27 protein-coding genes are annotated in these 22,576 nt (G+C 69.6%); 17 read left to right on the plus strand and 10 right to left on the minus strand.

The window, feature by feature from the left end; translation table 11 throughout:
- Nucleotides 1-8 precede the first annotated feature (8 nt).
- The gene (locus VIL76_RS06805) at nt 9-941 is read left to right on the plus strand and encodes a flagellin (RefSeq protein WP_332044244.1); all 933 of its coding nucleotides are present in this window, start codon (nt 9-11) and stop codon (nt 939-941) included.
- Here the strand turns inward: VIL76_RS06805 and VIL76_RS06810 are convergent.
- Nucleotides 934-1,131, minus strand: coding sequence for a hypothetical protein (locus VIL76_RS06810; RefSeq protein WP_332044245.1), 198 nt, complete (start codon nt 1,129-1,131; stop codon nt 934-936). The genes VIL76_RS06805 and VIL76_RS06810 overlap by 8 nt on opposite strands.
- 151 nt (nt 1,132-1,282) lie before the next feature.
- On the opposite strand from VIL76_RS06810, the gene mnmA reads away from it, so the two are divergent.
- The 4 genes from mnmA to VIL76_RS06830 all read left to right on the plus strand — a co-directional run bounded on the left by mnmA (nt 1,283) and on the right by VIL76_RS06830 (nt 5,019).
- Nucleotides 1,283-2,464 (plus strand): tRNA 2-thiouridine(34) synthase MnmA, encoded by a 1,182-nt coding sequence (gene mnmA, locus VIL76_RS06815; protein ID WP_332044246.1) that lies wholly within the window; start codon nt 1,283-1,285, stop codon nt 2,462-2,464.
- 186 nt (nt 2,465-2,650) lie between these two features.
- A complete protein-coding gene (locus VIL76_RS06820) occupies nt 2,651-3,841 on the plus strand; it encodes an acetyl-CoA C-acyltransferase (protein WP_332044247.1) in 1,191 nt (396 codons plus the stop codon).
- 31 nt (nt 3,842-3,872) lie between these two features.
- Nucleotides 3,873-4,679 (plus strand): hypothetical protein, encoded by an 807-nt coding sequence (locus VIL76_RS06825; protein ID WP_332044248.1) that lies wholly within the window; start codon nt 3,873-3,875, stop codon nt 4,677-4,679.
- A gap of 67 nt (nt 4,680-4,746) precedes the next feature.
- On the plus strand, nt 4,747-5,019 hold the full coding sequence (locus tag VIL76_RS06830) for a GNAT family N-acetyltransferase (RefSeq protein ID WP_332044249.1): 273 nt from the start codon (nt 4,747-4,749) through the stop codon (nt 5,017-5,019).
- A 222-nt stretch (nt 5,020-5,241) separates the two neighbouring features.
- Here the strand turns inward: VIL76_RS06830 and VIL76_RS06835 are convergent, their stop codons facing one another.
- The gene (locus tag VIL76_RS06835) at nt 5,242-5,517 is read right to left on the minus strand and encodes a hypothetical protein (RefSeq protein ID WP_332044250.1); all 276 of its coding nucleotides are present in this window, start codon (nt 5,515-5,517) and stop codon (nt 5,242-5,244) included.
- Between the two features lie 351 nt (nt 5,518-5,868).
- Here VIL76_RS06835 and VIL76_RS06840 point away from each other — a divergent pair, with 351 nt between their 5' ends.
- Together VIL76_RS06840 and VIL76_RS06845 are read left to right on the plus strand one after the other, a co-directional pair.
- Nucleotides 5,869-6,678 (plus strand): hypothetical protein, encoded by an 810-nt coding sequence (locus VIL76_RS06840; protein ID WP_332044251.1) that lies wholly within the window; start codon nt 5,869-5,871, stop codon nt 6,676-6,678.
- 65 nt (nt 6,679-6,743) lie between these two features.
- A complete protein-coding gene (locus VIL76_RS06845; RefSeq protein ID WP_332044252.1) occupies nt 6,744-7,520 on the plus strand; it encodes a hypothetical protein in 777 nt (258 codons plus the stop codon).
- A gap of 286 nt (nt 7,521-7,806) precedes the next feature.
- Here the strand turns inward: VIL76_RS06845 and uvrB are convergent, their stop codons facing one another.
- Nucleotides 7,807-10,056 (minus strand): excinuclease ABC subunit UvrB, encoded by a 2,250-nt coding sequence (gene uvrB / locus VIL76_RS06850; protein ID WP_332044546.1) that lies wholly within the window; start codon nt 10,054-10,056, stop codon nt 7,807-7,809.
- Nucleotides 10,057-10,263: 207 nt separating this feature from the next.
- Between uvrB and VIL76_RS06855 the strand changes: the two genes are divergently transcribed.
- The gene (locus VIL76_RS06855) at nt 10,264-10,773 is read left to right on the plus strand and encodes a hypothetical protein (protein ID WP_332044253.1); all 510 of its coding nucleotides are present in this window, start codon (nt 10,264-10,266) and stop codon (nt 10,771-10,773) included.
- Nucleotides 10,774-10,782: 9 nt separating this feature from the next.
- Nucleotides 10,783-11,172, plus strand: a complete 390-nt coding sequence (locus VIL76_RS06860; RefSeq protein ID WP_332044254.1) for a hypothetical protein — start codon at nt 10,783-10,785, stop codon at nt 11,170-11,172.
- Here VIL76_RS06860 and VIL76_RS06865 read toward each other — a convergent pair.
- On the minus strand, nt 11,169-12,065 hold the full coding sequence (locus VIL76_RS06865) for an alpha/beta hydrolase (protein WP_332044255.1): 897 nt from the start codon (nt 12,063-12,065) through the stop codon (nt 11,169-11,171). The genes VIL76_RS06860 and VIL76_RS06865 overlap by 4 nt on opposite strands.
- A gap of 116 nt (nt 12,066-12,181) precedes the next feature.
- Here VIL76_RS06865 and VIL76_RS06870 point away from each other — a divergent pair, with 116 nt between their 5' ends.
- Nucleotides 12,182-12,523, plus strand: a complete 342-nt coding sequence (locus tag VIL76_RS06870) for a PadR family transcriptional regulator (RefSeq protein ID WP_332044256.1) — start codon at nt 12,182-12,184, stop codon at nt 12,521-12,523.
- Entirely contained in the window at nt 12,523-13,494 is a 972-nt protein-coding gene (locus tag VIL76_RS06875) for a hypothetical protein (protein WP_332044257.1), read from the plus strand. Before VIL76_RS06870 ends, VIL76_RS06875 begins: the two co-directional genes overlap by 1 nt.
- A gap of 182 nt (nt 13,495-13,676) precedes the next feature.
- On the opposite strand, the gene VIL76_RS06880 is transcribed toward VIL76_RS06875, so the two are convergent.
- On the minus strand, nt 13,677-13,868 hold the full coding sequence (locus VIL76_RS06880; protein ID WP_332044258.1) for a hypothetical protein: 192 nt from the start codon (nt 13,866-13,868) through the stop codon (nt 13,677-13,679).
- A 338-nt stretch (nt 13,869-14,206) separates the two neighbouring features.
- Here VIL76_RS06880 and VIL76_RS06885 point away from each other — a divergent pair, with 338 nt between their 5' ends.
- The 6 genes from VIL76_RS06885 to VIL76_RS06910 all read left to right on the plus strand — a co-directional run bounded on the left by VIL76_RS06885 (nt 14,207) and on the right by VIL76_RS06910 (nt 18,308).
- The gene (locus VIL76_RS06885) at nt 14,207-15,148 is read left to right on the plus strand and encodes a cell wall hydrolase (RefSeq protein ID WP_332044259.1); all 942 of its coding nucleotides are present in this window, start codon (nt 14,207-14,209) and stop codon (nt 15,146-15,148) included.
- 86 nt (nt 15,149-15,234) lie between these two features.
- Nucleotides 15,235-16,188 (plus strand): hypothetical protein, encoded by a 954-nt coding sequence (locus VIL76_RS06890; RefSeq protein ID WP_332044260.1) that lies wholly within the window; start codon nt 15,235-15,237, stop codon nt 16,186-16,188.
- Nucleotides 16,189-16,355: 167 nt separating this feature from the next.
- Nucleotides 16,356-16,796 (plus strand): helix-turn-helix domain-containing protein, encoded by a 441-nt coding sequence (locus VIL76_RS06895; RefSeq protein ID WP_332044261.1) that lies wholly within the window; start codon nt 16,356-16,358, stop codon nt 16,794-16,796.
- 83 nt (nt 16,797-16,879) lie between these two features.
- Nucleotides 16,880-17,230, plus strand: coding sequence for a DUF1428 domain-containing protein (locus VIL76_RS06900; protein ID WP_332044262.1), 351 nt, complete (start codon nt 16,880-16,882; stop codon nt 17,228-17,230).
- Nucleotides 17,231-17,280: 50 nt separating this feature from the next.
- Complete coding sequence (locus VIL76_RS06905) at nt 17,281-17,496, plus strand: hypothetical protein (protein ID WP_332044263.1); 216 nt, start codon at nt 17,281-17,283, stop codon at nt 17,494-17,496.
- Nucleotides 17,497-17,621: 125 nt separating this feature from the next.
- Complete coding sequence (locus VIL76_RS06910; RefSeq protein WP_332044264.1) at nt 17,622-18,308, plus strand: DJ-1/PfpI family protein; 687 nt, start codon at nt 17,622-17,624, stop codon at nt 18,306-18,308.
- An 89-nt stretch (nt 18,309-18,397) separates the two neighbouring features.
- Here VIL76_RS06910 and VIL76_RS06915 read toward each other — a convergent pair whose 3' ends face one another.
- From VIL76_RS06915 to nadA, 5 genes are read right to left on the minus strand one after another with little or no spacing between them, the layout of a single operon-like run.
- Nucleotides 18,398-18,628 carry a hypothetical protein gene (locus tag VIL76_RS06915; RefSeq protein ID WP_332044265.1) on the minus strand — a complete coding sequence of 77 codons (231 nt, stop codon included), beginning with the start codon at nt 18,626-18,628 and terminating at the stop codon, nt 18,398-18,400.
- A 2-nt stretch (nt 18,629-18,630) separates the two neighbouring features.
- The gene (locus VIL76_RS06920) at nt 18,631-18,843 is read right to left on the minus strand and encodes a hypothetical protein (RefSeq protein ID WP_332044266.1); all 213 of its coding nucleotides are present in this window, start codon (nt 18,841-18,843) and stop codon (nt 18,631-18,633) included.
- Nucleotides 18,844-18,901: 58 nt separating this feature from the next.
- A complete protein-coding gene (gene nadC / locus VIL76_RS06925; protein WP_332044267.1) occupies nt 18,902-19,747 on the minus strand; it encodes a carboxylating nicotinate-nucleotide diphosphorylase in 846 nt (281 codons plus the stop codon).
- Nucleotides 19,744-21,267, minus strand: a complete 1,524-nt coding sequence (locus VIL76_RS06930) for an L-aspartate oxidase (protein WP_332044268.1) — start codon at nt 21,265-21,267, stop codon at nt 19,744-19,746. Before VIL76_RS06930 ends, nadC begins: the two co-directional genes overlap by 4 nt.
- Nucleotides 21,267-22,379 (minus strand): quinolinate synthase NadA, encoded by a 1,113-nt coding sequence (gene nadA, locus VIL76_RS06935; protein ID WP_332044269.1) that lies wholly within the window; start codon nt 22,377-22,379, stop codon nt 21,267-21,269. Before nadA ends, VIL76_RS06930 begins: the two co-directional genes overlap by 1 nt.
- Nucleotides 22,380-22,576 lie beyond the last annotated feature (197 nt).

The following is a 22,576-nucleotide window of genomic DNA, read 5'->3' on the forward strand; positions in this document are numbered from 1 at the left end:
TCGCTTAGATGGTCACCCGCGTCTCAACCGTCGGCAACTATTCCGCCGTCCTGCAGAACCTGCTGGCCGCCCAGTCTCGCCAGGCGGAGGCCGGCGAGCAGGTCGCCACCCAGAAGAACGGCAAGGACCTCAAGGACTACGCCCGCTCCGCCGAGATGCTCACCGGCATGCGCTCGCTGCAGACGCGGCTCGACGTCTATGCCGAGCAGAACAAGCTGATCGGGGACAAGCTGGCCACCCAGGACATGGCGCTGAACCAGATGATGGAGGCCGCCAACGGCGCCCGCCAGGCGATCCTGGACGCCATCGCCTCGGACCGCGCCGACACCCTGATGGAGGAGCTGAACGCCCACATGCGCAACGCGGTGGAGGGCGCCAACACCCGCTACGGAGGCAAGTACCTGTTCGCGGGCGGCCGCGTCGACACCAAGCCGGTCACCGCCCAGCAGACCAGCGACCTGACCCTTCCGCCCGGGATCATCATGCTGTTCTTCCAGAACGACACCTTCAAGCCGCAGGCGAAGCTCGACGACTCCACCACCGTCACCACCGGCATGCTGGCCCACGAGATCCTCGAGCCTTTCCTCACCGGCCTGCAGGCCGTCCAGGGCTTCCACGAGAGCGTCGACGGGCCGTTCAACGGCCGGCTCACCGACGCCCAGCGCACCTTCCTGCAGGGTCAGCTCGCCTCCTGGGACACCATCCGCTCGGACCTGACGCTGGACGTCGGCAAGAACGGGCTGGTGCGGCAGCGGGTGGACAAGGTGAAGGACGACCTGGTGACCCGGCAGACCACGCTGGCGGGCATGATGGGCGACATTGTCGACGCCGACATGGCCAAGGCCGCGGTGAACCTGGAAGCCGCCCAGATGGCGGTTCAGTCCGCGGCGCAGGTGTTCCTGACGCTGCAGAGCACCTCGCTGCTCAACTTCCTCAAGTAGCGAACTCGAGGGGCAGGACCCCGCCGAGCCGGCCGACCAGCTGCTCGCCCTTCCAGACCTCGGCTGCGTACTGGCCGATGCGGGCCACCTCGGCGCAGACCAGGGCGGCGCGGTCACTGGCGAACGGCTCCTCCAGCTCGGCGGCGATGCGGTCCTTCTGGTCGAGGACATAGATCCGGTAGCAGCTCATCTAAGCGCCTCCATCGCTATGCGGGCCACCATGGCGTAGCTTTGCCGCCATTCTGTGACGCTGGCGGGAAGAATTGTGACGCTTCGGCGCCGTCCTGCCTTTCGCTGCGCCGCCCCTCGAAAAATCCAGCCCCAGCCGCTACATAGCGCCGATGGTCGACGCCCTGACCCTGGTCCGCGACGCTCCGGACGGCCTCATCGAGGCCGCTCACGAGGCCGTGCGCCTGCCCGCCGGGACCCGGATTGTGGCGGCGATGAGCGGCGGGGTGGACTCCACCGTCACCGCCGCCCTGCTCGCCAAGGCCGGTTACGACGTGGTGGGCGTGACGCTGCAGCTCTACGACCACGGCGCGGCGATCCAGAAGAAGGGCGCCTGCTGCGCGGGGCAGGACATCCACGACGCCCGCATGGCCGCCGAGGCCATCGGCATCCCGCACTACGTCCTCGACTACGAGAGCCGCTTCAAGGAGCAGGTCATCGAGGACTTCGCCGACGCCTACTTGCGCGGCGAGACGCCGATCCCCTGCGTGCGCTGCAACCAGACGGTCAAGTTCCGCGACCTGCTGGACGTCGCGCGCGACCTCGGCGCGCAGGCGATGGCCACCGGCCACTATGTCCAGCGCAAGCTGGGCCCGAACGGCCCCCAGCTGCACCGGGCCGCCGACCCGGCGCGCGACCAGAGCTACTTCCTGTTCGCCACGACGGCGGAGCAGCTCGACTTCCTGCGCTTCCCGCTGGGCGGGTTGCCGAAACCGCTTGTCCGCGGCGCCGCTGCCGATCTGGGCCTGTCGGTGGCGGACAAGCCGGACAGCCAGGACATCTGCTTCGTGCCGGAAGGCCGCTACACCACCATCATCGACCGCCTGCGCCCGCACGGCGCCGAAGCCGGCGACATCGTCCACCTCGACGGCCGCGTGCTCGGCCGCCACGAGGGCGTCACCCGCTACACCATCGGCCAGCGGCGGGGACTGAACATCGCCGTCGGCGACCCGCTGTTCGTGGTGAAGATCGACGCCGACAAGCGCCAGGTGATCGTTGGCCCGCGCGAGGCCCTGCTGACGCATGCCCTGACGCTGAAGGAAACGAACTGGATCGGCGACGCCGCCTCCATCGCGGCCGCCTGCGCCGCCGCGCGCCCGGTCCTCGCCCGCGTCCGCTCCACGAGAGAGCCCGTCCCCGGCCGCCTGTCGCTGGTGGACGGCGTGCCGGGTGTCGCCTTCGACACCCCGGAAGAAGGCGTCGCGCCGGGTCAGGCCTGCGTCCTCTACGCCCCGGAGCAGGACTCCCGCGTCCTCGGCGGCGGCTTCATCGCAAGCACGAAGCGAGCGCTCTGATTTCCCTCCCCTCGACGGGAGGGATAGCGCGCCGCAGGCGCGCCGGGCGAGGAGTGCGGGCAAGCGTCGACCTCAGAGTCTGACCCCACTTCCTCACCCCGACCGCCTAGCGGCGGTCTGCCCCTTCCCATTGGGGGAGGGAAGGGCGCCCTCGCGCTTCACCGACCGCTGAATTATATCTCCCCCATGACCCAGTCCTCCGACCCCGTCGTCATCGCCGCCTACGCCCGCACGCCCATGGGCGGCTTCCAGGGCGTGCTCGCCCCCGTGAAGGCCACGGAGCTCGGCGCCGCGGCCGTCCGCGCCGCCGTGGACCGCGCGGGCGTCGGCCCCGAGGCCGTCGAGCAGATCCTGATGGGCTGCGTGCTGCCGGCGGGCCTCGGCCAGGCGCCAGCCCGCCAGGCCGCCATCGGCGCCGGCCTGCCGACGTCGGTGGAGGCCACCACGGTCAACAAGATGTGCGGCTCCGGCATGCAGGCTGCGATCCTGGCCCATGACGCGCTGGCCGCCGGCACGGCCGACGTGATTGTCGGCGGCGGCATGGAGAGCATGACCAACGCGCCGTTCCTGTCGAAGCAGCACCGCGGCGGCGCCCGCATCGGCCACGACACCTTGTACGACCACATGTACCTGGACGGCCTGGAGGACGCCTACGAGCCCGGCCGGCTGATGGGCTCCTTCGCCGAGGAGACCGCCAGGCAGTACCAGTTCACCCGCGAGGCCATGGACGACTACGCCATCACCTCACTGAAGCGCGCGAAGGCGGCCACCGAGTCCGGCGCCTTCAAGAAGGAGATCGTCCCCTTCGAGGTGGTCACCCGCAAGGGCGCGGTCCTCGTCGAGCAGGACGAGCAGCCCATGAAGGCCGATCCCGCCAAGATCCCGACCCTGAAGCCCGCCTTCGCCAAGGACGGCGCCATCACGGCGGCCAATGCCAGCTCCATCTCCGACGGCGCCGCGGCCCTGGTGATGACCCGCGAGAGCGTGGCGAAGAAGCTCGGCATGAACGTGGTCGCCTACGTGCGCGGCCACGGCGCCCACGCCCACGAGCCTGGCCTGTTCACCACCGCCCCGGTCCCCGCCGTCCAGAAGGCGCTGAAGCGCGCCGGCTGGAGCGGTGACGAGGTCGACCTCTACGAGATCAACGAGGCTTTCGCGGTGGTCGCCATGATCGCCGAGCGCGACCTCGCCATCCCGCGCGAGAAGCTCAACATCCACGGCGGGGCCTGCGCGCTGGGCCACCCCATCGGCGCCTCGGGCGCCCGCATCCTGGCGACACTGCTCTCCGCGCTCGAACAGACCGGTGGCAAGAAGGGCGTGGCCTCGCTGTGCATCGGCGGCGGCGAAGCCACCGCCATGGCCGTCGAGCTGGCCTGACACCGGACGCGGGGTGGGCTAGGCAGGGCCGATGCCCGTCTGCCGATACATCAACCTCGACGCCGCGACGGACCGCCGGCGCGCGGTGGAGGCCTCCTTCGCGGCCGCTGAGCCGCACGGCTGGCGGCTGGAGCGCTTCGCCGGGCTCGGCCCCGGCTACAAGGGCATGCCAAGCCCGCTGCGGCCCGGAGCCCAGGGCTGCTTCCACAGCCACCGTGAGGCGCTCGCCGCCAGCCTGGCCGACGACGAGCCCGTCATGGTCATGGAGGACGATGTCGCCTTCGCGCCGCGGACCTTCGCCGCCGTCGGCCAGCTCTTGGCCCAGCCCGGCGACTGGGACCTGCTGCTCACGGAAGGGGCCATCCTCGACGCCGCCCTTATGGTCACGGTCGCACGCGCCCGCAATTCGCTGGCGGCCGAAGGCCGGTTCGGGGTCATGGACCTGAAGGACCGGCCCTTCGCGGGCGCCACCGGCTACGTCGTGCGCGGCTCGTCCAAGCGGAAGGTGTGGGAGGCGCTGGCCGCCGCCGACCTCTCACGGCCGATCGACCTCTACCTGCGCGACCTCAGCCACGACGGCCGCCTGAAGGTGGCCCTGGCGATCCCGTACCTGACCACCCTGGCGCCGGCGGCCGACGCCTCGCAGATCGTCGGCGACGATCCGGCCTGGGACCGGCCCATCTTCCTGTTCCGCCGCTACATGTTCCTTGACCGAGATCTCGACGCCCTGGCGCGCGAGGCGCAGGCCCTGACCGCTATGGCCGAGGACGAGGGCAGGGTGCTGGGCGGTGTCATCGCCGCCGTCACCTCGCCGGGCTTCCGCGGCCGCCGGAAGTGAGCGTCGGGGCCGCTTTCGGGATCAAATCCCGGCCTGCGCCGGTTTCGGCGCACGAGGAGACCTGGAAATGAGCGAGCTTCGCAACGACGCCTCCGCCGGCCGCTACGAGATGGACGAGGAGGGCATGACCTCCTGGGCCGACTACCAGATGCGGGACGGCCGTCTCTATCTGATGCACGTGGAGAGCCCGCCGGCGCTGCGCGGGACCGGCGCCGCCGGCCGCCTGATGAAGGCGCTGGCCGAGGACGTGAAGCAGCAGGGCCTGAAGATCACCCCCATCTGCGGCTACGCCGCCGCCTGGCTGCGCCGCAGCCACGACTACCGCGACCTGCTGAACTAGCCGGGCATGAAAAAAGGGCCGCGGAGGCCCTCAACCTTACGAAATCCGGTTAACCGCTCCGGGCAGGCGACCCCCTGAACAGGAGGGTCTCCGGATAGGGCGCCGACTTACCGCCCTTTTCCGGGATATCCCCGTTCTGCGCCGGCCGGGCCCCATCTCCAGATCGGGCCCGGCCGCTGCTGCGCAGACGGTCGGGGAAGCCTGCGAAAGCTCGTCCCCCGCTTAGGTGCGGGCGACGATGGCCTCCAGGGTCTGGACGCGCATTTCGCAGTCCTCGACCAGACGACGGGCGAGATCGCGCACGCCGGGCGGATAGGCGTCGCCGCCTTCCGAAATCTCGGCCGCGAGCTGCTCCACGTCCACAAGCGCTTGATTCAGCGCGCGGATATGATCCTTGGCCAGCTGCTTGGCTTCCGCTTGGAGACGGCGCACGCGTTGGGCGACGGTCTCGGCCTTGGGAGCGCTGGTGGAAGTCTTAAGGTCGTTGTCGGCGACCACACTGAGAGACGGTGACATCCTGTAATACCTCAAATCCCCAACCCAGGTCTGTGGCCCCCTCCCGCTTCCCGATGAAGCGACCAAAAGGAGACCAGGTTCCTGCTGTCCCGTTTACGAACGACGACAGCACAGGTTCCCTGACCCGTACATGAACGGCGCCAGTCCCAGAGAAGTGGGGATTTGGCGCCACGCCATAAAGTTAAGCTGTGAGCCAAGGCACAGCTTCCGAGGGCGAAGTTTTCTGGGGCGCCCTTCAGCCCCGCTGCAGGGGCGGGCGCAGTTGACCGAGCGTCCTCGACTTGGTGCATTCAGGTTAACGGAGGAGCGCGATGGCTTTAACGGAGGAGCGCGATGGCTGAGGAAGCGGTCGAAACGGAGCTAGGCGCCGGCGCGGAGGCGCCTGAAATCTGGTCTGCGCCGCCTCCGCTCGGCCCTACACGCCTCATAGCCGCCGGCTTCCGCAACGTGCGGGCGCACATTTCCAGCCTCGCGATCCTGGCGCTGATCCTCGCCGCCGCCACCGCCGCGATCCGGCTCTCGACGCGGGAGCTGGGGGCGCCGGTGTCGGCGTCCAGCTTCGACGCGCTGAAACCCGCCTACTTCGCCTATGAGGGGCTGGTGGCGCTGGCGACGTCGGTGGTCACCGGCCTCATGATCCGGGCCATGCTGCAGGAGGGCAGGGGCCGGTTCGCCCTGGACCGGGGGCTGGTGATCTACGTCGTGCTGGCGATGGTCGCCTCGGTGATCTCGATCGCGCTGACCGGCTTCGTGGCCGCGTCGGACCCCTCGGAGATGGCCCAGGCGTTCGGGGTGTTCGCCTTCTTCGCCGTGCTGATCGCGCTGATCTACGTCTTCACCAAGCTGCTCCTGTGGCCGATGGGCTACCTGCTGGGGGATGGGACGATCACCGCCCGGCGCTCCTGGGCCCTGATGAAGCACACCACCTGGGCCTACATCGGAGCGCTCATCCTGGGCTTCCTGCCGCTGCTGCCGCTCTACTTCATCGTCATGCTGCCGTCGGGCTTCGACAGCGACGGCGCGGCCCTGCCGCTCGTCCTGCTGGAGCACGCCATCACCGCCGCCTGGGTCACCCTGTGCGCCGGCATCGCCGCGGCCGTCTGGCGCGCGCGGGTGCTGGGCGAGCCGCTCTCGCCTGCCTGAACGCCGTTCATTGACGCCTCCGGTGCGGCGGGGTCTGCTCCCCCGCGACGGGGGAGGGCATTCACATGAGCACGACGAGCGATCTCTGGGACGACGGCCGGCTGCCGGGCCTTTCCGGCCCGAAACAGGCGGGCCGGGCCCTGAAGCTGATCAAGGCCCACTGGGCGCCGGTGCTGGTGATCTGGCTGCTGATCACCGCGGCGTCCGCCGGCGCCTACTGGATGATGAACACCTACGATACGGTCACGGCTCCGGCCTTCTCGCCCGCCTACCTGGCCACCACGTTCGTGGGGGCGCTGCTGGGGGGCCTCTTGTCCGGAGCCATCATCCGCATCCTGCTCGACAAGCCGCTCGGCGTGGACGCTGGCTTCCTCACCTTCGTGCTGATCATGACCCTGGCGACCTTTGTGCCGAGCGTGGCCGCCAAGCTCCTCATGGGGACTCCGGCCGACGCGGCCGATCCCGCGGCGGCCATGGGCGCGGCGTGGCGCTCCTTGGTGATGATGATTGGCTACCTGGTCTGGATATACGTGGCGCTGAAGCTGATCCTTTGGCCGATCGGCGTGCTAGTCGGCGACGCCCAGGTCACGCCCGGCAAGTCGTGGAAGCTCATGCAGCGGGCTTTCTGGGGCTACATCTTGGGCGCGATCCTGCTGGCGGGCGTGCCGTTCGTCATCCTGATGGTGTTCGGGATCCAGGCCGCCACCAGCGGGCGGGTGGGGGAGACCCCGATGATCGCGGCCCCCTTCGCCGGGCTCATGGCCGTGGCCACCGCAGCGCTGGCGGCCGCCCTCTACCGCCTGCGGCGTGAGGACGACACCATCGCCGAGCACTTCACCTAGGGCGCGCGGCGCTCGGCCCAAAAATAGATTCAGCAATTTTTTGGAGGATCGGCCGGAGCGACCTTAGGCTGTGCTGGCCTGTCGCGTGTCGCTCGGTCTTTGATAAGTGAATTCTCGCGCATGCGCCCGCGCACGTATGGGCGCGGCACGCGCGCGTGCGGAAACCTGCCGCGAAACGTCGCTCAGGACGGTGCGGCCGTCAGCCGAGCGCCGTTCCGTGTTGTCCGTGTGGTCCGTGGTCGACCGAGCGGCCTCGCCGCTCCGCCGGCGGCTTGGCGGTGGCAGCCTACCGCCGCTTCTTGCGGAACTCGGCGGCTTTCTCGGCGCGGGCCTCGGCGCGGACGCGTTTCACCGCGCCCTTGTCCACCTGCTCGCCCTCGGCGGTGATCATCTCGTTGGCGAACTCCAGGTCGAGGAGCTTCAGCCGCTTGATCTCGTCGCGCAGGCGCGCGGCGGTCTCGAACTCCAGGTTGGCGGCGGCCTCGCGCATCTTCGCCTCGAGGTCCTTGAGCGTGGTTTTGAAGTTGTCGCCCATAAACGGCTTGCCGTCCTCGGCGACGCCCACCGGCACGGTGACCCGGTCCTTCTCGTAAGGGGAGGCCAGGATCTCCTTGATCCGGCTCTTCACGCTCTCCGGCGTGATGCCGTGCTCGCGGTTGTAGGCCTCCTGCTTCTCCCGCCTCCGCTTCGTCTCGGCCATGGCCCGTTCCACGGAGCCCGTGACATGGTCGGCGTAGAGGATCACGCGGCCTTCCACGTTCCGGGCGGCCCGGCCGATGGTCTGGATCAGCGAGGTCTCGGAGCGCAGGAAGCCTTCCTTGTCGGCATCGAGGATCGCCACGAGGCCGCACTCAGGAATGTCGAGGCCCTCGCGCAGCAGGTTGATGCCGACCAGCACGTCGAAGGCGCCGAGCCGCAGGTCGCGGATGATCTCGATCCGCTCCATGGTGTCGACGTCGGAGTGCATGTAGCGGACCCGTAGGCCCTGCTCGTGCATGTACTCGGTCAGGTCCTCGGCCATCTTCTTGGTGAGGACGGTGATCAGGCTGCGGTAGCCCTTGGCGTTGGTCTGGCGGACCTGGTCGATCACGTCATCCACCTGGCTGAAGCCGCCCTGGGACACCGGGCGCACCTCAACCGGCGGGTCGATCAGGCCGGTGGGGCGGATCACCTGCTCGACGAAGACGCCGCCGGTGCGCTCCATCTCCCAGGAGGCGGGGGTGGCCGACACGTGCACCGTGTCGGGGCGCATGGCGTCCCACTCCTCGAACTTCAGCGGCCGGTTGTCGATCGCCGAGGGCAGGCGGAAGCCGTACTCGGCGAGCGTGAACTTCCGCCGGTAGTCGCCCCGGTACATGCCGCCGATCTGCGGCACCGTCTGGTGGCTCTCGTCGACGAAGAGGAGGGCGTTCTCGGGGATGTACTCGAAGAAGGTCGGCGGCGGCTCGCCGGCCCGGCGGCCGGTCAGGTAGCGGGAGTAGTTCTCGATGCCGGCGCACGAGCCCGTCGCCTGGATCATCTCCAGGTCGAAGGTGGTGCGCTGCTCCAGCCGCTGGGCCTCCAGCAGCTTGCCGTTGGCCACCAGCCAGTCGAGGCGCTCCTTCAGCTCGGCGCGGATGCCGTTGATCGCCTGGTTCAGGGTGGGACGCGGCGTCACGTAGTGGCTGTTGGCGTAGATCTTCACGCCATGCAGGTCGGCGGTCTTCCTGCCGGTCAGCGGGTCGAACTCGGTGACGGCCTCGATCTCGTCGCCGAACAGGCTGATGCGCCAGGCGCGGTCCTCGTAGTGGGCCGGGAAGATCTCGATGGTGTCGCCGCGCCGCCGGAACGTGCCGCGCTCGAAGGCCTGGTCGTTGCGCTTGTACTGCAGCGCGATCAGGTCCCCCATGAGCTTCTTCTCGTCCACCCGCATGCCGGGCTCGAGGCTGAAGGTCATGGCGGTGTAGGTCTCGACCGAGCCGATCCCGTAGATGCAGCTCACGGAGGCCACCACGATGACGTCGTCGCGCTCCAGGATCGCCCGCGTCGCGGAGTGCCGCATGCGGTCGATCTGCTCGTTAATGGAGCTGTCCTTCTCGATGTAGGTGTCGGTCCGCGGCACGTAGGCCTCGGGCTGGTAGTAGTCGTAGTAGGAGACGAAGAACTCCACCGCGTTCTCGGGGAAGAAGCTCTTGAACTCGGAATAGAGCTGCGCGGCGAGCGTCTTGTTGGGGGCCAGGATCAGCGCCGGCCGCTGAGTCTCCTCGATCACCTTGGCCATGGTGAAGGTCTTGCCCGAGCCGGTGACGCCCAGCAGCACCTGGTCGTGCTCGCGGCCCTCCAACCCCTCGACGAGCTCCTTGATCGCCTGCGGCTGGTCACCGGCCGGCTGGTAGTCGCTGACGAGCTTGAACCGCCGCCCGCCCTCGGACTTCGCCGGACGGGCGGGCCTGTGGGGCTTCCACAGCAGCGGCATGGTGTTCTCGTCGTAGTCGAACGCGGCCGAGAAATCGGCCACGCCGCCGGACGGGGGAGCTTCGATCACATTGCGGGGCATCAGGGGCTGCAAGGTAGGTCCTCCACTCCCTCTTTGCCACCCCGCTGCTGACAGCTGCCTGGCAGCATGATCCCTGCCGCTGGTCGATTATTCAGCCGCGGTACAGCCGGTGTCGGCGAACCTCGCTCAATGCGCCGCCTCCTGCCGCTCGTCCTGCTGCTCGCCTCATGCGCTGGGCCCACCCCTCCGTCTGGACTTGGCGACCCCTTGGCGCCCACGCGGGTGGTCGGCTCGGAAGGTCAGCCGGACCCGCGCGGGGTGAGGGATGTCATCAGAGCCGAGGCCAACCGGCTCTATCCGGAGTGCGGCCGGGTTGTTCTTCCGGACCGCGCCTTCGAGCCGGTCGAGATCACCGGCGGCGGCCATCCGGAGTACGTGGTGATGTTCGGCCGCGGCCTCTGCGAGAGCGTCGGCACGTCGCAGAACTGGCAGGGCACTGGAGGGGCGGTCATCCAGGTCTGGCTCGCCTCGGGCGGCCCGCCGCGGATGCTCATGGAGCGCCAGGTGATGGGCTTCAGCGTCGTGCCGCGCGGCCTGATCACCCACCAGCACGGAAGCTACTGCCCCGGCGGCGCCGGGCCGGCCATCTGCCAGGTGACCTACGAGTGGCACGAGAACGACCGCGCGCTCTATCCCACGCACCGCCAGTTCTTCGACGGGACGCAGCGCGTCGGGCCAAGGACGATGGACTGGGACTACGAACAGGTGTCGCGCTAGCCTGAGCGCATGTCCGTCCACCCGCACTCCGACGCCATCGCCGCGGCCCAGAAGGTGCTCGACGACTTCATGGCCGCCTTCAACGCCCGCGACATCCCGGCCTTCGAGAAGACCTTCAACTTCCCGAGCGTGCGGCTGGCCTCGAACCAGCTGGTGATCCTGAACGCGGGCGACATGCAGCCCGACCGCTTCACCACCGGCGCGCTCGCCGAATGGGACCACTCCGCCTGGGAGCGCCGCGACGTGATCCACGCCGGCCCCGACAAGGTGCACATCGACACCCGCTTCACCCGCTACCGGAAGGACGGCTCGGTGATCGGCGGCTTCGACTCGATCTACGTGGTCACCCTGCAGGACGGCCGTTGGGGCGTGAAGATCCGCTCCAGCTACGCGCCTTAGCGCCGCGCCACCAGCCAGTCGCGGATCGTCCGGTTCACGAGTTTCTCGGCGTCGTGCTGCACGAAGTGGGCGGCATCCGGGATCATGACGATGGTCGTGTCCCTGGTGACCTGGTTCCAGGTGCCGGAGTGCCCGGCGGCGTTCAGCGCCGTGTCCTTCATCCCGTGGATCACCAGCACCGGCACATTCACCTTCGGCGGGGCAGGGGGCGGGGCCGCGCCCTCGCCGACCCCGCGCGGATAGTTGGCGCGGTAGTAGTTCATCATCGCGGCGAAGTCGGACCGCTTGAAGGCCTCGACGTAGCCGGCCTTCTCCTTCGGATCCTTGACCCAGCCAGCCAGCCCCTCGGCCGTGAGGCTCTTCTCCGAGCCCTCCTTCTGGAAGTTGCGCGCGTAGGCGCTGTTCTTCTGCTGGTCGGGGTTCGTGGCCAGCTCTCGGGCCATACCGGTCGGATGCGGGACGCTCAGGATGACCAGCTTGTTGACCAGGTCCGGCCTCGCGAAGGTCGTCTGCCAGGCTATGGCCGCGCCCCAGTCGTGGCCGACCACCACGGCGTTCTTCTCGCCCTCGGCGGCGATCACCGCGGCGACGTCGCCGATCAGGTGAGGCATGGCGTAGGCGGCCTCCCCCTTGGGCTTGTCGGAGAGGTTGTAGCCGCGGGTGTCCAGCGCCGCTGTCCGATAGCCGGCCTTCGAGAGTTCGGCCATCAGAGGCTTCCAGCTGCCCCAATAGTCCGGGAAGCCGTGGATCATCACCACGAGGGGGCCCTTGCCCTGGACGACGTAGTGGATCTTCACCCCGTTGTTGGTGGCGTATTTGTCCTGCTGGGCCGCGGCCGGGCCGGCGACGAGCAGGGCGAGCGCGAGCGCGCCGGTGAGGGTGAAGATGCGCATCCGAGGCCTCCCAGGCTTGTAGCTTACACCGTACAGGCTCCCCCCGTTTCGGAAAGTACCTTGTGCCGCACAGTATGTGCTGGACAGTGTGCGGCACACAGTATACGGCGCACAGCATGCCCAACGATGGCGACATCTTCGAAACCCTCCGCCAGGAGCTGCGCCGCGGCTCACTGATCCTGGCCGTCCTCGGGCAGCTGAAGGACGAGCACTACGGCTACACCCTGCGCAAGGCGCTGGCCGAGGCGGGCGTGGAGATCGAGGAGGGCGCGCTCTACCCCATGCTGCGCCGCCTGGAATCGCAGGGTCTGCTCGCCAGCGAGTGGCGCGAGGAGGACAGGCGGAACAAGCGCTTCTATCGGCTCTCGGACGAGGGCGGGCAGATCCTGGAACGGCTCACCGCAGAGTGGCGGGGCCTCAACGCGTCCCTATCCGGCATCCTGAAAGGAGAGCCCTGATGGACCTCATCGAACGCTACCTAGGCGCTATCCGCAGCCAGCTTCCGGATGAGCAGAAGGCCGATGTCACCGCTGAGCTGCGCGACGTCCTGATGTCCCAGATCGAGGACAAGGAGGCCGAGCTGGGCCGCCCGCTCGACCGCCGCGAGACGGAGGAGCTGCTCGTCGCCTTCGGCCACCCGCTGGTGGTCGCCGGGCGGTACCGCAAGTTCAACCAGCTGATCGGGCCAGAGGTGTTCCCGTTCTACTGGTTCGCCCTTCGAACGGTGCTCAGCATCGTCGCGATCATCCACGTGATCCTCGGCGCGGTGATGATCGCCACCGCCGCAGCCCCTGGCGACGCAGTGGGCGACGCCATCGGCAACCTCGTGACCGCGCTCGTCGCGACCGTGGGGTGGATCACCCTGGGCTTCGTGCTCGTCGAGCACACCGGCGCGGTGGCCAAGCTGCACCGCTGGAGCCCACACCGGCTCCCGGCTCCCATTTTCAAGCCCCGCAAATCGCGCTTCGACGCCGCTCTGGAGCTGGTCGGGCTCATCGTCTTCATCGGCTGGTGGACGGGCGTGACGCAGTGGACCAATTTTAATCCCCAGCACGACGGCCTGGTGTTCGCCGGCGGTCCGATGCGCGAGCTGATGCACAGGCCCGTACTGTGGCTCGCGATTTCCGGGATGGCCCTCAGCGCGGTGGAGCTGATCCGCCCATCCTGGAACCGCCTCACTGTCAGCGCCTCCTTCGCCTGGCACGTTGCGGCGGCGCTGGCGCTGGTGGTGTATTTGCAGGGAGGGCCTCTGGTGGAGGTCAGCGGGCCATCGGCGAAAGCGGCGGAGGTCGACTACGGTCTGAACCTCGGCCTGACCATCGGCCTTTCGTTCGCGGCGCTCGGAATGGCCTTCTCGGCGGCGCGTGACCTCTGGTGGCTGGTCCGCGGCCGGAGCGCAGGTGGCCCGGCAGTGGGCGCGACGCGCTAGTAGATGCCGTGGGCGCGGCTCACGGCCACGAACAGGCTGGCGCCCAGCGCGATCACGGCGATGAAGAGATGACGCATCGTGTCCCCCGTTGCTTTCGCAGCGGGAGATACGGCCAAGCTTGGGCTGCGGATGTGACGCGCGTCACGCGGCGGCGGCCATCGGCTCGCCGCCGCGCCCACGTCCTACCGCTTCGTCTCTTCGGTCACTTTGCCGACCGCTGCGCCGGCCGCGCCGCCCACGGCCGCACCCACCGGGCCACCGACCACCGCGCCGGCGACGGCGCCCGTGGCGGCCTTCTGCTCGGTGGTGTGCCCACAGGCGGAAAGGGTCGTGATGGCGCCGGCGGCGGCGGCGAGCAGGAGCAGGTTGCGCATGGAAGTCCTCCAATCCAGGGAATAGCGGCTGAAGTAACGGAGCCGTACCATTCAAGGTTCCGGTTTCACCATGAACTGGCGCACCTCTTGCGCCGAGCTTCGCCTGAGTGGATCAAAAGGGGACGACCGGAAACCGCGCCGCAGACCTATGTTGCATTGCAATATGTACTTGCCATGCTGCGCAAGTTCCTTCATACATCATTCACCTTTTGCCGTCGCCCGCCCCCAACGAGTCCGGGGCTGGGCAGCCCGGCGGGCGCTGCCAGCATGAGCAGGGGCGACCGGGGCGACAAATTGTGGGGGGGCCGAGGGCCCTCGCTGTTCGGGACGCGATAATCTTGAAAGTTGGAACGCAGGCAGGCGCCGAATGGCGCGTGCTGGTGAGCGCCGCTTTGATCGGCTCGGGCGTCGGCCTGGGCCTTGGGGCCGCCTACATGGCTGGGGGCCTCGGCGAGGCTGCCGTCGAATATAACCGCGCCACGCGCCTGGCCGAGGCTCAGTCGAGCTATTCGGACATGCTGCAGCGCGATGCCGGCCAGCCGGGCGTCCTGCGCCTGGCCAGCGCCACCGGCGTCGCCGCCGGCGAGCCCGTGCGCGACCGCCTCGCCGGCAAGCGCCGTGGCGGCTATTCGAGCGAGCTCGATTGCCTCACCACGGCCGTCTACTACGAAGCCCGCGGCGAGACCGTGCAGGGCCAGGCGGCGGTCGCCCAGGTGGTGATGAACCGCGTGAAGCACCCGGCCTTCCCGAAGTCGGTCTGCGCCGTGGTGTTCCAGGGCTCGCAGCGCCGCACCGGCTGCCAGTTCAGCTTCGCCTGCGACGGCTCCATGCGCGCCCGCCGCGAGGCCAAGGCCTGGGCCCGGGCCCGCAAGATCGCCTCGCGCACCCTGGCGGGCGTGGCCCTGGCCGACGTGGGCTCGGCGACGCACTTCCACACCACCGCCGTGGCGCCTGCCTGGGGCCCGCAGATGCGCCGCGTGGCGCAGGTGGGCCTGCACGTCTTCTATCGGTTCAATCCGCGCCGGAAGCCGGGCCAGATCATCCAGGCGACGCCGGCTGAGACCGTGCTCGCCAGCCTGCCTGCCGGCTCCGGCGAAGGCCCGGCGGACATCCGCCTGACCTCGGCGGTGATCGAGCCTGCGGCGGACGCGGGCCAGGCCGCCAAGCCCGCGGCGGAAGCCACCGCGGACGCCGCAGCGGCGTCGCCTCCCGCGGGCCTGAGCAAGGCCGACGGCGTGGACGCCAAGGCGAACCAGGGCTCGGAGACCTCGGCCTCCTAATCGGGCCTGCGACCGTGCAGGCGCTTGCCAAGGGCGCGCGAAGCGCCTGAGGCTGAGCGCTTGCGCAAATCGCTGGTAAGGCCCGCATGACCGCCCAGGCGCCGCTCACCAGTCTCCGTGTCCTCGGGCGGATCTCCGTCGCCTTCCTGCTGGACATCATCCGCACCGGCCGGATGGACCGCGAGTTCCTGGACGGGCTGATCACGCTGGCCATCGTGCAGGCCAATGTGACGCCGCTGGCCAGCGATCCGGCCCTGCAGCGGGCCTACGCCGACTACGAGAGCCTGCCGCCCGACGAGCTGCGCCGGCCGGTCAGCGTCAGCGCCGTCGCCCAGTCCCTGAAGCTGCCCTACGAGACGGTCCGCCGGCGGGTGGCGGCCATGGCCAGGGGCGGCGGCTTCGAGCTGACGCCGCAGGGCGTCTACGTCACCGGCGAGATGCTGAATAACCCGGCGCACAAGGCGGTGATGATCGCCAACCACGACCTGATCCGCGACTTCTACCTGCGCCTGCGGCGGCTCGGGGCCCTCGACGAGGTGGCGGCGATCGCCGCGCCGGACGGCCCAGCCGCCCAGCCCGTGAGGGCAGTCGCACGGGTCTCCTCCGACTATGTGCTGCGGATCACCGACGTCATCTGCGTGCAGGTCGGCGACCTGGTCCGCGGCCTGGTGCTGCTCGACATCATCCGCGCCAACACCGAGCACCTGCCCGACGACGAGCGCGGCACCGACCTCGGGGGCCCCGCCAGCTTCGTGCCGGACGAGCTGCGGCGGCCCGTCACCGTGGCGGCGCTCTCGACGCGCCTGCAGGTGCCGCACGAGACCGTGCGCCGGCACGTCGCCCGGCTGGTCGAGGACCGGCTCTGCCAGAAGACGCCCGACGGCCTCCTCGTGCCCGCCCACGTGCTCGCCCGCGAGAACTTCGTGCGGCTCATGGCCGAGAACCATATGCACGTGCGGCGCATGTTCGCCGCCCTGGCGAGGCTCGGCGTGACCGCGCCCTGGGAGCAGCTCGCGCAGGACCGCCGCGCCACAGCTTGACCGTAGCGTGGCGGGTTGTCGCAGCGGGCGTACCCGTATCCCCAAAATGGGTAGATCGGGGGCTTCAACCGGCGGTTGGTCTGGGTCCTTCTCCACCTTGGGAATTCGCGGCGCCACTCCCCTTTCCGGTGCGGCGGCTCCCTTGAGTCAAGGAGCACGACCTGAGGATGACCAAGCCCATCAAGCCTGCCGGCCTGACCGCCGTCGGGCAGACCGACCCTGACGCCCATCCCGTCGACCGGCACGTTGGCCTGCGCATCCGCATGCGCCGCAAGGAGCTCGGCGTCAGCCAGGAGCGCCTTGCCGACGCCGTCGGCCTTACCTTCCAGCAGGTCCAGAAGTACGAGCGCGGCGCCAACCGCGTCAGCGCCTCCCGCCTGTGGGAGATCGCCGGCGCGCTTCAGGTGGGCATCGGCTACTTCTACGAAGGCCTGCCCGAACCCAGCGAAGGCGACGCCGCGCCCGTGCGCCGCGACGTCGAGGACCTGCTGCTCATCAACGACGGCCCCGAGCTCGCCCAGAGCTTCCTGCGGGTGCGAGATCCCAAGGTCCGCCGCAAGATCGTCGAGCTGATCCGCGCGATGGCGGAAGAGGCCGAGCAGGCCTAGGCGGCCGGCGTTTTCTTTGTCGGCTGGGAGACCTCACGTACGTCCTCTAGGACACGCGCTCTAACGCCGCGAAGGAGGATCCCATGTACGTCGACGGTTTCGTGCTTGCCGTCCCGAAGCAGAACCTCGAGGCCTATCGCAAGATGGCCCAAACGGGCGCTGAGGTGTGGAAGGAGTACGGCGCGCTCTCCTACAACGAGTGCGTCGCCGATGACGTGCCGTACGGCGAGCTCACCTCCTTCCCGCGCGCGGTTCAGGCCAAGGACGACGAGATCGTGGTGTTCTCCTGGATCGTCTACGAGAGCCGCGAGGCCCGCGACGCCGTCAACGCCAAAGTCATGGCTGACGAGCGGATGAGCCCCGAGAAATGGAACATGCCCTTCGACGGCAAGCGGATGATCTTCGGCGGCTTCACGGGCTTCGTGCAGGCCTAGCGCCGGAACGCAGCCGAAACCCTCGCCGTTATGCGAGCGGAGGTCTGGGCATGCTGGAGAAGGCTCGCGAATTCGCCCACAACGCGCGCGAGGCGGTGGAGCTCGCGTCCCGCATGCCATTCGGCGAGGAGCGCAACACCCTCCTGCACATGACCGAGACTTGGCTGCTGCTGGCGCAGGCCGCCCTGGAGCACGCCCGCTTCATGCTGCCGGTCCAGGTCGAGCCCGCCGCCGAGCCGGAAGCCGAGCACCGTCCCCCCACCTAGCTCCGCGCGGCCGCCTCGAACCGCAGAAGATCACCACTTGCGGAATCATGGCTGGATTGGCTCGATGGATGGCGTTCCGGCCATATCCACGGCCCGCTAGCCTGTCCTGGCCACAGGAGGCCGCCATGTCCGACTTCGTCGTCGTCTTCCCGCTCTATCCGCGCGTCACCCAACTGGACTTCACCGGGCCCTACGAGGTGTTCGCGCGCTTGCCGAAGGCGAAGCTGATCGCCGCCTCCGTGGGCGGGCAGGACATCGAGGCAGACGGGCTGGTGTTCGCCCGGCTCGCTGATCTCGCGACCATCGAGCGCTGCGACGTCATCTGCGTACCCGGCGGTTTTGGCACGACAGAGGCCATGCTCGACGAGGCCTACATGGCGCAGGTCCGCCGGCTGGCCGCGAGCGCCGCCTATGTCACCTCCGTCTGTACGGGCTCTCTGATCCTGGGCGCGGCCGGCCTCCTGGCCGGCAAGCGCGCCGCCACCCACTGGGCCTGGCGCGACCTCTTGAAGCCGTTCGGGGCGATCGTCTCGGAGGACCGGGTGGTGCGCGACGGCCACCTGTTCACCGGCGGCGGCGTCACCGCTGGCATCGACCTGGCGCTCACCGTGGTGGCCGAGGTCGCCGGCGAGGACTACGCCCAGGCCGTGCAACTCGGCATCGAATACGCGCCCGCCCCGCCGTTCGACAGCGGCCGCCCCGAACTCGCCCCGCCGCAGGTGCTCGAGGCGGTGGTCAAGCGCATGGCCCCGATCGCCAACGCCCGCTACGCCGCCGCCGCGAAGGCCGCGGCGCGCCTGCAGCAGGCCTGACGCGACAACGGCCAGGGTCGTCGCCGACCCTGGCCGCCGTCCTGGGCGTGGTTAGCTCGAGAGAGGGACTCCTGCGCCCCGAGTGAAGCCTAGTGCTTCCGACGCTCGGTCGAGTTCTGCTCGAAGTCACCCTTCTCGTCGGGATCGTGGCTGTGGCGCCGGTCGCGCTCGCCGCCGCCGCCCGAGACGCCGGAGTAGGGCGTGTTGGTGGGCTCGGCGGGGCTGCGCGGCTTGGCGTCTTTCTGGACGGGCTCGGTGCGGTCCTCGTGGCTCGCGCCCGGACCGCCCCAGCGTTCGGTGTTGGGATGCTTGTCCGGCATGATCAGCGGTCCTGCTGGTAGCCCTGGTGATGCGTGTTCTGGTGGATGCCGCCGTGACGGCCCTGCTGCTTCAGGTTCACGTCGTCGTCGCCGGGCTGGCTCGACTGCAGGTCGGTGACCTCGTCACGCCGGCCTTGGGTGTCGCCCTCCACATCGGGCTTGTCGCCAGGATGGGAACGCTGTTCCGGCGGGATCGGGGGAGCTTTCGAAGCCATGGGTTCGTCTCCTTTTCGGAAGGAGTGAACCCCGTCCGGCCAAGCCGGTTCCTACGGCTCAGGCCGCGTCCAGGCCGATGTCCAGTACGCTCACCGAGTGGGTGAGGGCGCCCACGCTGATCACGTCGACGCCCGTCTCGGCGATGGCGCGTACCGTCTGCAGGTTCACCCCGCCGGAGGCTTCCAGAACCACGCGCCCGGCGTTGCGGCGCACCGCCTCGGCGAGGTCGGGGAGGCCGAAGTTGTCCAGCATGATCACGTCCGGACCTTCGGCGAGCGCCTCGTCGAACTGCTCGAGGCTGTCGACCTCCACCTCCACCTTCATCAGGTGGCCGGCGAACGCCTTGGCGCGGCGGACCGCCTCGCCCACGGAGCCGCAGGCGGCCACGTGGTTGTCCTTGATCAGGATCGCGTCATCCAGCCCGAAGCGGTGGTTCACCCCGCCGCCGCAGCGCACGGCGTACTTCTCCAGCGCGCGCAGGCCCGGCGTGGTCTTGCGGGTGTCCACGATGCGAGTGCGCGTGCCTTGGACGGCGCCGACGTACTCGCGGGTGAGGGTGGCGATGCCGGAGAGCCGGCCGAGGAGGTTGAGGGCCGTCCGCTCGGCGGAGAGGAGGGCGCGGGCGTTCGCGTCCACCCGGGCCAGCACCGTCCCCGCCTGGGCCTGCTCGCCATCGGCGACAGCGGCCTCGAAGGTGGCGGCCGGGTCCAGCTCGTGGACGGCCAGCCGCGCGCAGGAGAGCCCTGCGACCACGCCGGCCTTGCGGGTGGCGAAGACCGCCGAAAGCCGCGCATCCGCCGGGATGGTCGCCTGGGCGGTCACGTCGCCGGCCCGGCCGAGATCCTCGGCGAGCGCCGCGCGCACCACCGGCGCGATCAGGGCGTCGGGCAGGGGCTCGATCATTCCGCCGCGTACTTCAGCGCCGCCGCCGGCTCAAGGTCGGCAAGGGTGACGAAGGTCCGCCGCGGTTCGGCCAGGGCCTGCGCGTCGGCTCGGTAGTGTCCGCCGCGGCTTTCCCGGCGGACCAGGGCGCAGGCGGCGGTGAGCCGGGCGGCGACCAGCGCGGGCGCTCGTCCATGGACCGCCTCCAGGGCGTCGATCTCGGCGAGCAGGCGCGACAGCCCCTCGGCGGTGCGCACCACGCCGGCGTCGCGGCTCATCGCCTGGCGCAGTTGCTGCAGCGCAGGCCCGGGCAGCTTCGGGGGCATGGGAGGCTTCAAGGCCTTCGTTCCCGGGTCTGCCTCGTCGCGGGCCGCCGCGCCGGCGCGGGCGCCGAACACCGCGGCTTCCAGCAGGGAGTTGGAGGCCAGCCGGTTCGCGCCGTGCACGCCGGTGGAGGCGCACTCCCCGGCGGCGTAGAGGCCGGCCAGGGTGGTGCGGCCGTGCTCATCCGTGGCGATCCCGCCCATGTGGTAGTGGCAGGCCGGCGCCACCGGGATCGGCTGCACGCGCGGGTCGATGCCACCGGACAGGCAGGCGGCGAACACCGCCGGGAATTCGTGCGGGAAGTGCGACCCCACCGCCTCGCGCGCGTCGAGGAAGGCGCCGCGGCCGGCCTCGCGCTCGGCATGGATGGCGCGGGCCACCACGTCGCGGGGCGCCAGCTCGGCGTCCGCACGGTAGCGGCCCATGAACCGCTCGCCGTCGCCGTTCACCAGCACCGCGCCTTCGCCGCGCAGCGCCTCGGTGGCCAGAGGCGCGGGATCGCGGCCGATGTCGATGGCCGTCGGGTGAAACTGCACGAACTCGGGGTCGGCGACCACGGCGCCGGCCATGGCGGCCAGGCCTAGGCCGTCGCCCGTGAGCTCGGCCGGGGTGGTGGTCACGGCATAGAGGCCGCCGATGCCGCCGGTGGCCAGGATCACCGCCCGGGCGGTGATCTCGTGAAGGCCGCGCTCGTCCTCGGCCACCACGCCGCGGACGCGGCCGGAGGCGTCCTGCAGCAGGGCGCGCAGGCTCATGCCGGTACGCACCTGGATGTGCGGAGCCGCCATGGCGGCGACCGTTACAGCCTGCATGATCGCCTTGCCGGCCTGGTCGCCCTTCACCCGGGCCACGCGGGCGCGGGAGTGGGCGGCCTCCAGGCTCTGGACGAAGCCGCCTTCCGCGTCGCGGTCGAACGGCGCCCCGATCTCGGCCAGCGCGCGGACGGCGGCCGGGCCTTCCTCGGCGAGCAGTCGCGCCATCTCGGGGTCCACCAGCCCCGCGCCGGCGGCGACAGTGTCGTTCGCGTGCAGCGCCGGCGCGTCGTCGGCCGCGAGCGCCGCGGCCATGCCGCCCTGCGCCCAGGCCGAGGAACAGCCCTGGTTCAGCGGCGTCGGCGAAAGCACCAGCACCTTCGCGGGCGCCGCCGCCAGCGCGGCCGACAGGCCTGCGAGGCCCGCGCCCACCACCAGCACGCCGTCGTGGCGGATGCGGACCATCAGATCAGCTCCACGTCGACGTGGTGGCGGGCCTTGACGAGGTCGTAGCGCGCCGGGACCGCAGGGGGCGGCAGATCGACCATCCGCTGCACGGCCATGCGCGCGCGCTCGGCTATGGCGGGGTCCACCGTCACCTCGTGCTGCTCGTTCAGCAGCGCCTGATAGATGTTCTCCAGGCTGATCCGCTTCATGTGCGGGCACAGGTTGCAGGGCCGCACGAACTCGGTCTCCACCGCGTCCGCCGCCACGTTGTCGGCCATCGAGCACTCGGTGATCAGCACCACGCGCTTGGGCTTCTTCTGCAGGACGTAGTCGTTCATTGCGGCCGTCGAGCCGGCGAAGTCCGACACCTCCAGCACCTCAGCCGGGCACTCCGGGTGCGCCAGCACCTCGGCGCCGGGGTAGGCGGCCTTGATCTCCAGGATGTCGGCGGCCGTGAAGCGCTCGTGCACCTCGCAGCGGCCCTGCCAGGCGATGATCTTGATGTCGGTCTGCCGCGCCACGTTGCGGGCCAGGAACTCATCGGGGATCAGGATCACCCGGTCGACGCCCCACAGCCGGGCCGCCTCCTCCACCACCTGCACGGCGTTCGCGCTGGTGCAGCAGATGTCGGTCTCGGCCTTCACGTCGGCGGTGGTGTTCACATAGGTGACCACCGGCAGGCCGGGGTAGCGCTGCTTGATCAGGCGGACGTCCGCGCCCGTGATCGAGCTCGCGAGCGAGCAGCCGGCGCGCAGGTCGGGGATCAGCACCTTCTTCTCAGGCGACAGGATCTTCGAGGTCTCGGCCATGAAGTGCACGCCGGCCTGCACGATGATCTTCGCGTCCGACTTCGCCGCTTCCTTGGCCAGGCCCAGGCTGTCGCCCACGTAGTCGCCGACGCCGTGGAAGATCTCCGGCGTCATGTAGTTGTGGGCCAGGATGACGGCGTCCTTCTCCCGCTTCAGCCGGTTGATCTCGGCGATCAGCGGGGCGTGCAGGCGCCACTCCATCGGGGTGACGTGCCGCTTGACCTTTTCCCAGGCCGGCGCGGTCGCCGTCTCGATCTCAGGGGTGAAGGCGAATTGGAAACCGTCAGCCACCAGATCCTCCATTATGCTCAAAATGAGCATTACTCTGGCCTAAAAAGACGCCGGGGAGCCGGAGCCCATCGGCGGCCGTTATGCTCATACTGAGCAAAACCGGTTCAATACATAGATGCCCCGGGCAGGCGGCGCAAGGGAGCAAACCGAACGCGGGTATGTTTCCGGCCCGGCCAAGCTGGTTTTCGGGGCGCAAACCCCATATTAGGCGTGGCCCGGGAGGGGCC

The sequence above is a fragment of the Phenylobacterium sp. genome, assembly GCF_036563285.1.
Taxonomy (GTDB): domain Bacteria; phylum Pseudomonadota; class Alphaproteobacteria; order Caulobacterales; family Caulobacteraceae; genus Phenylobacterium.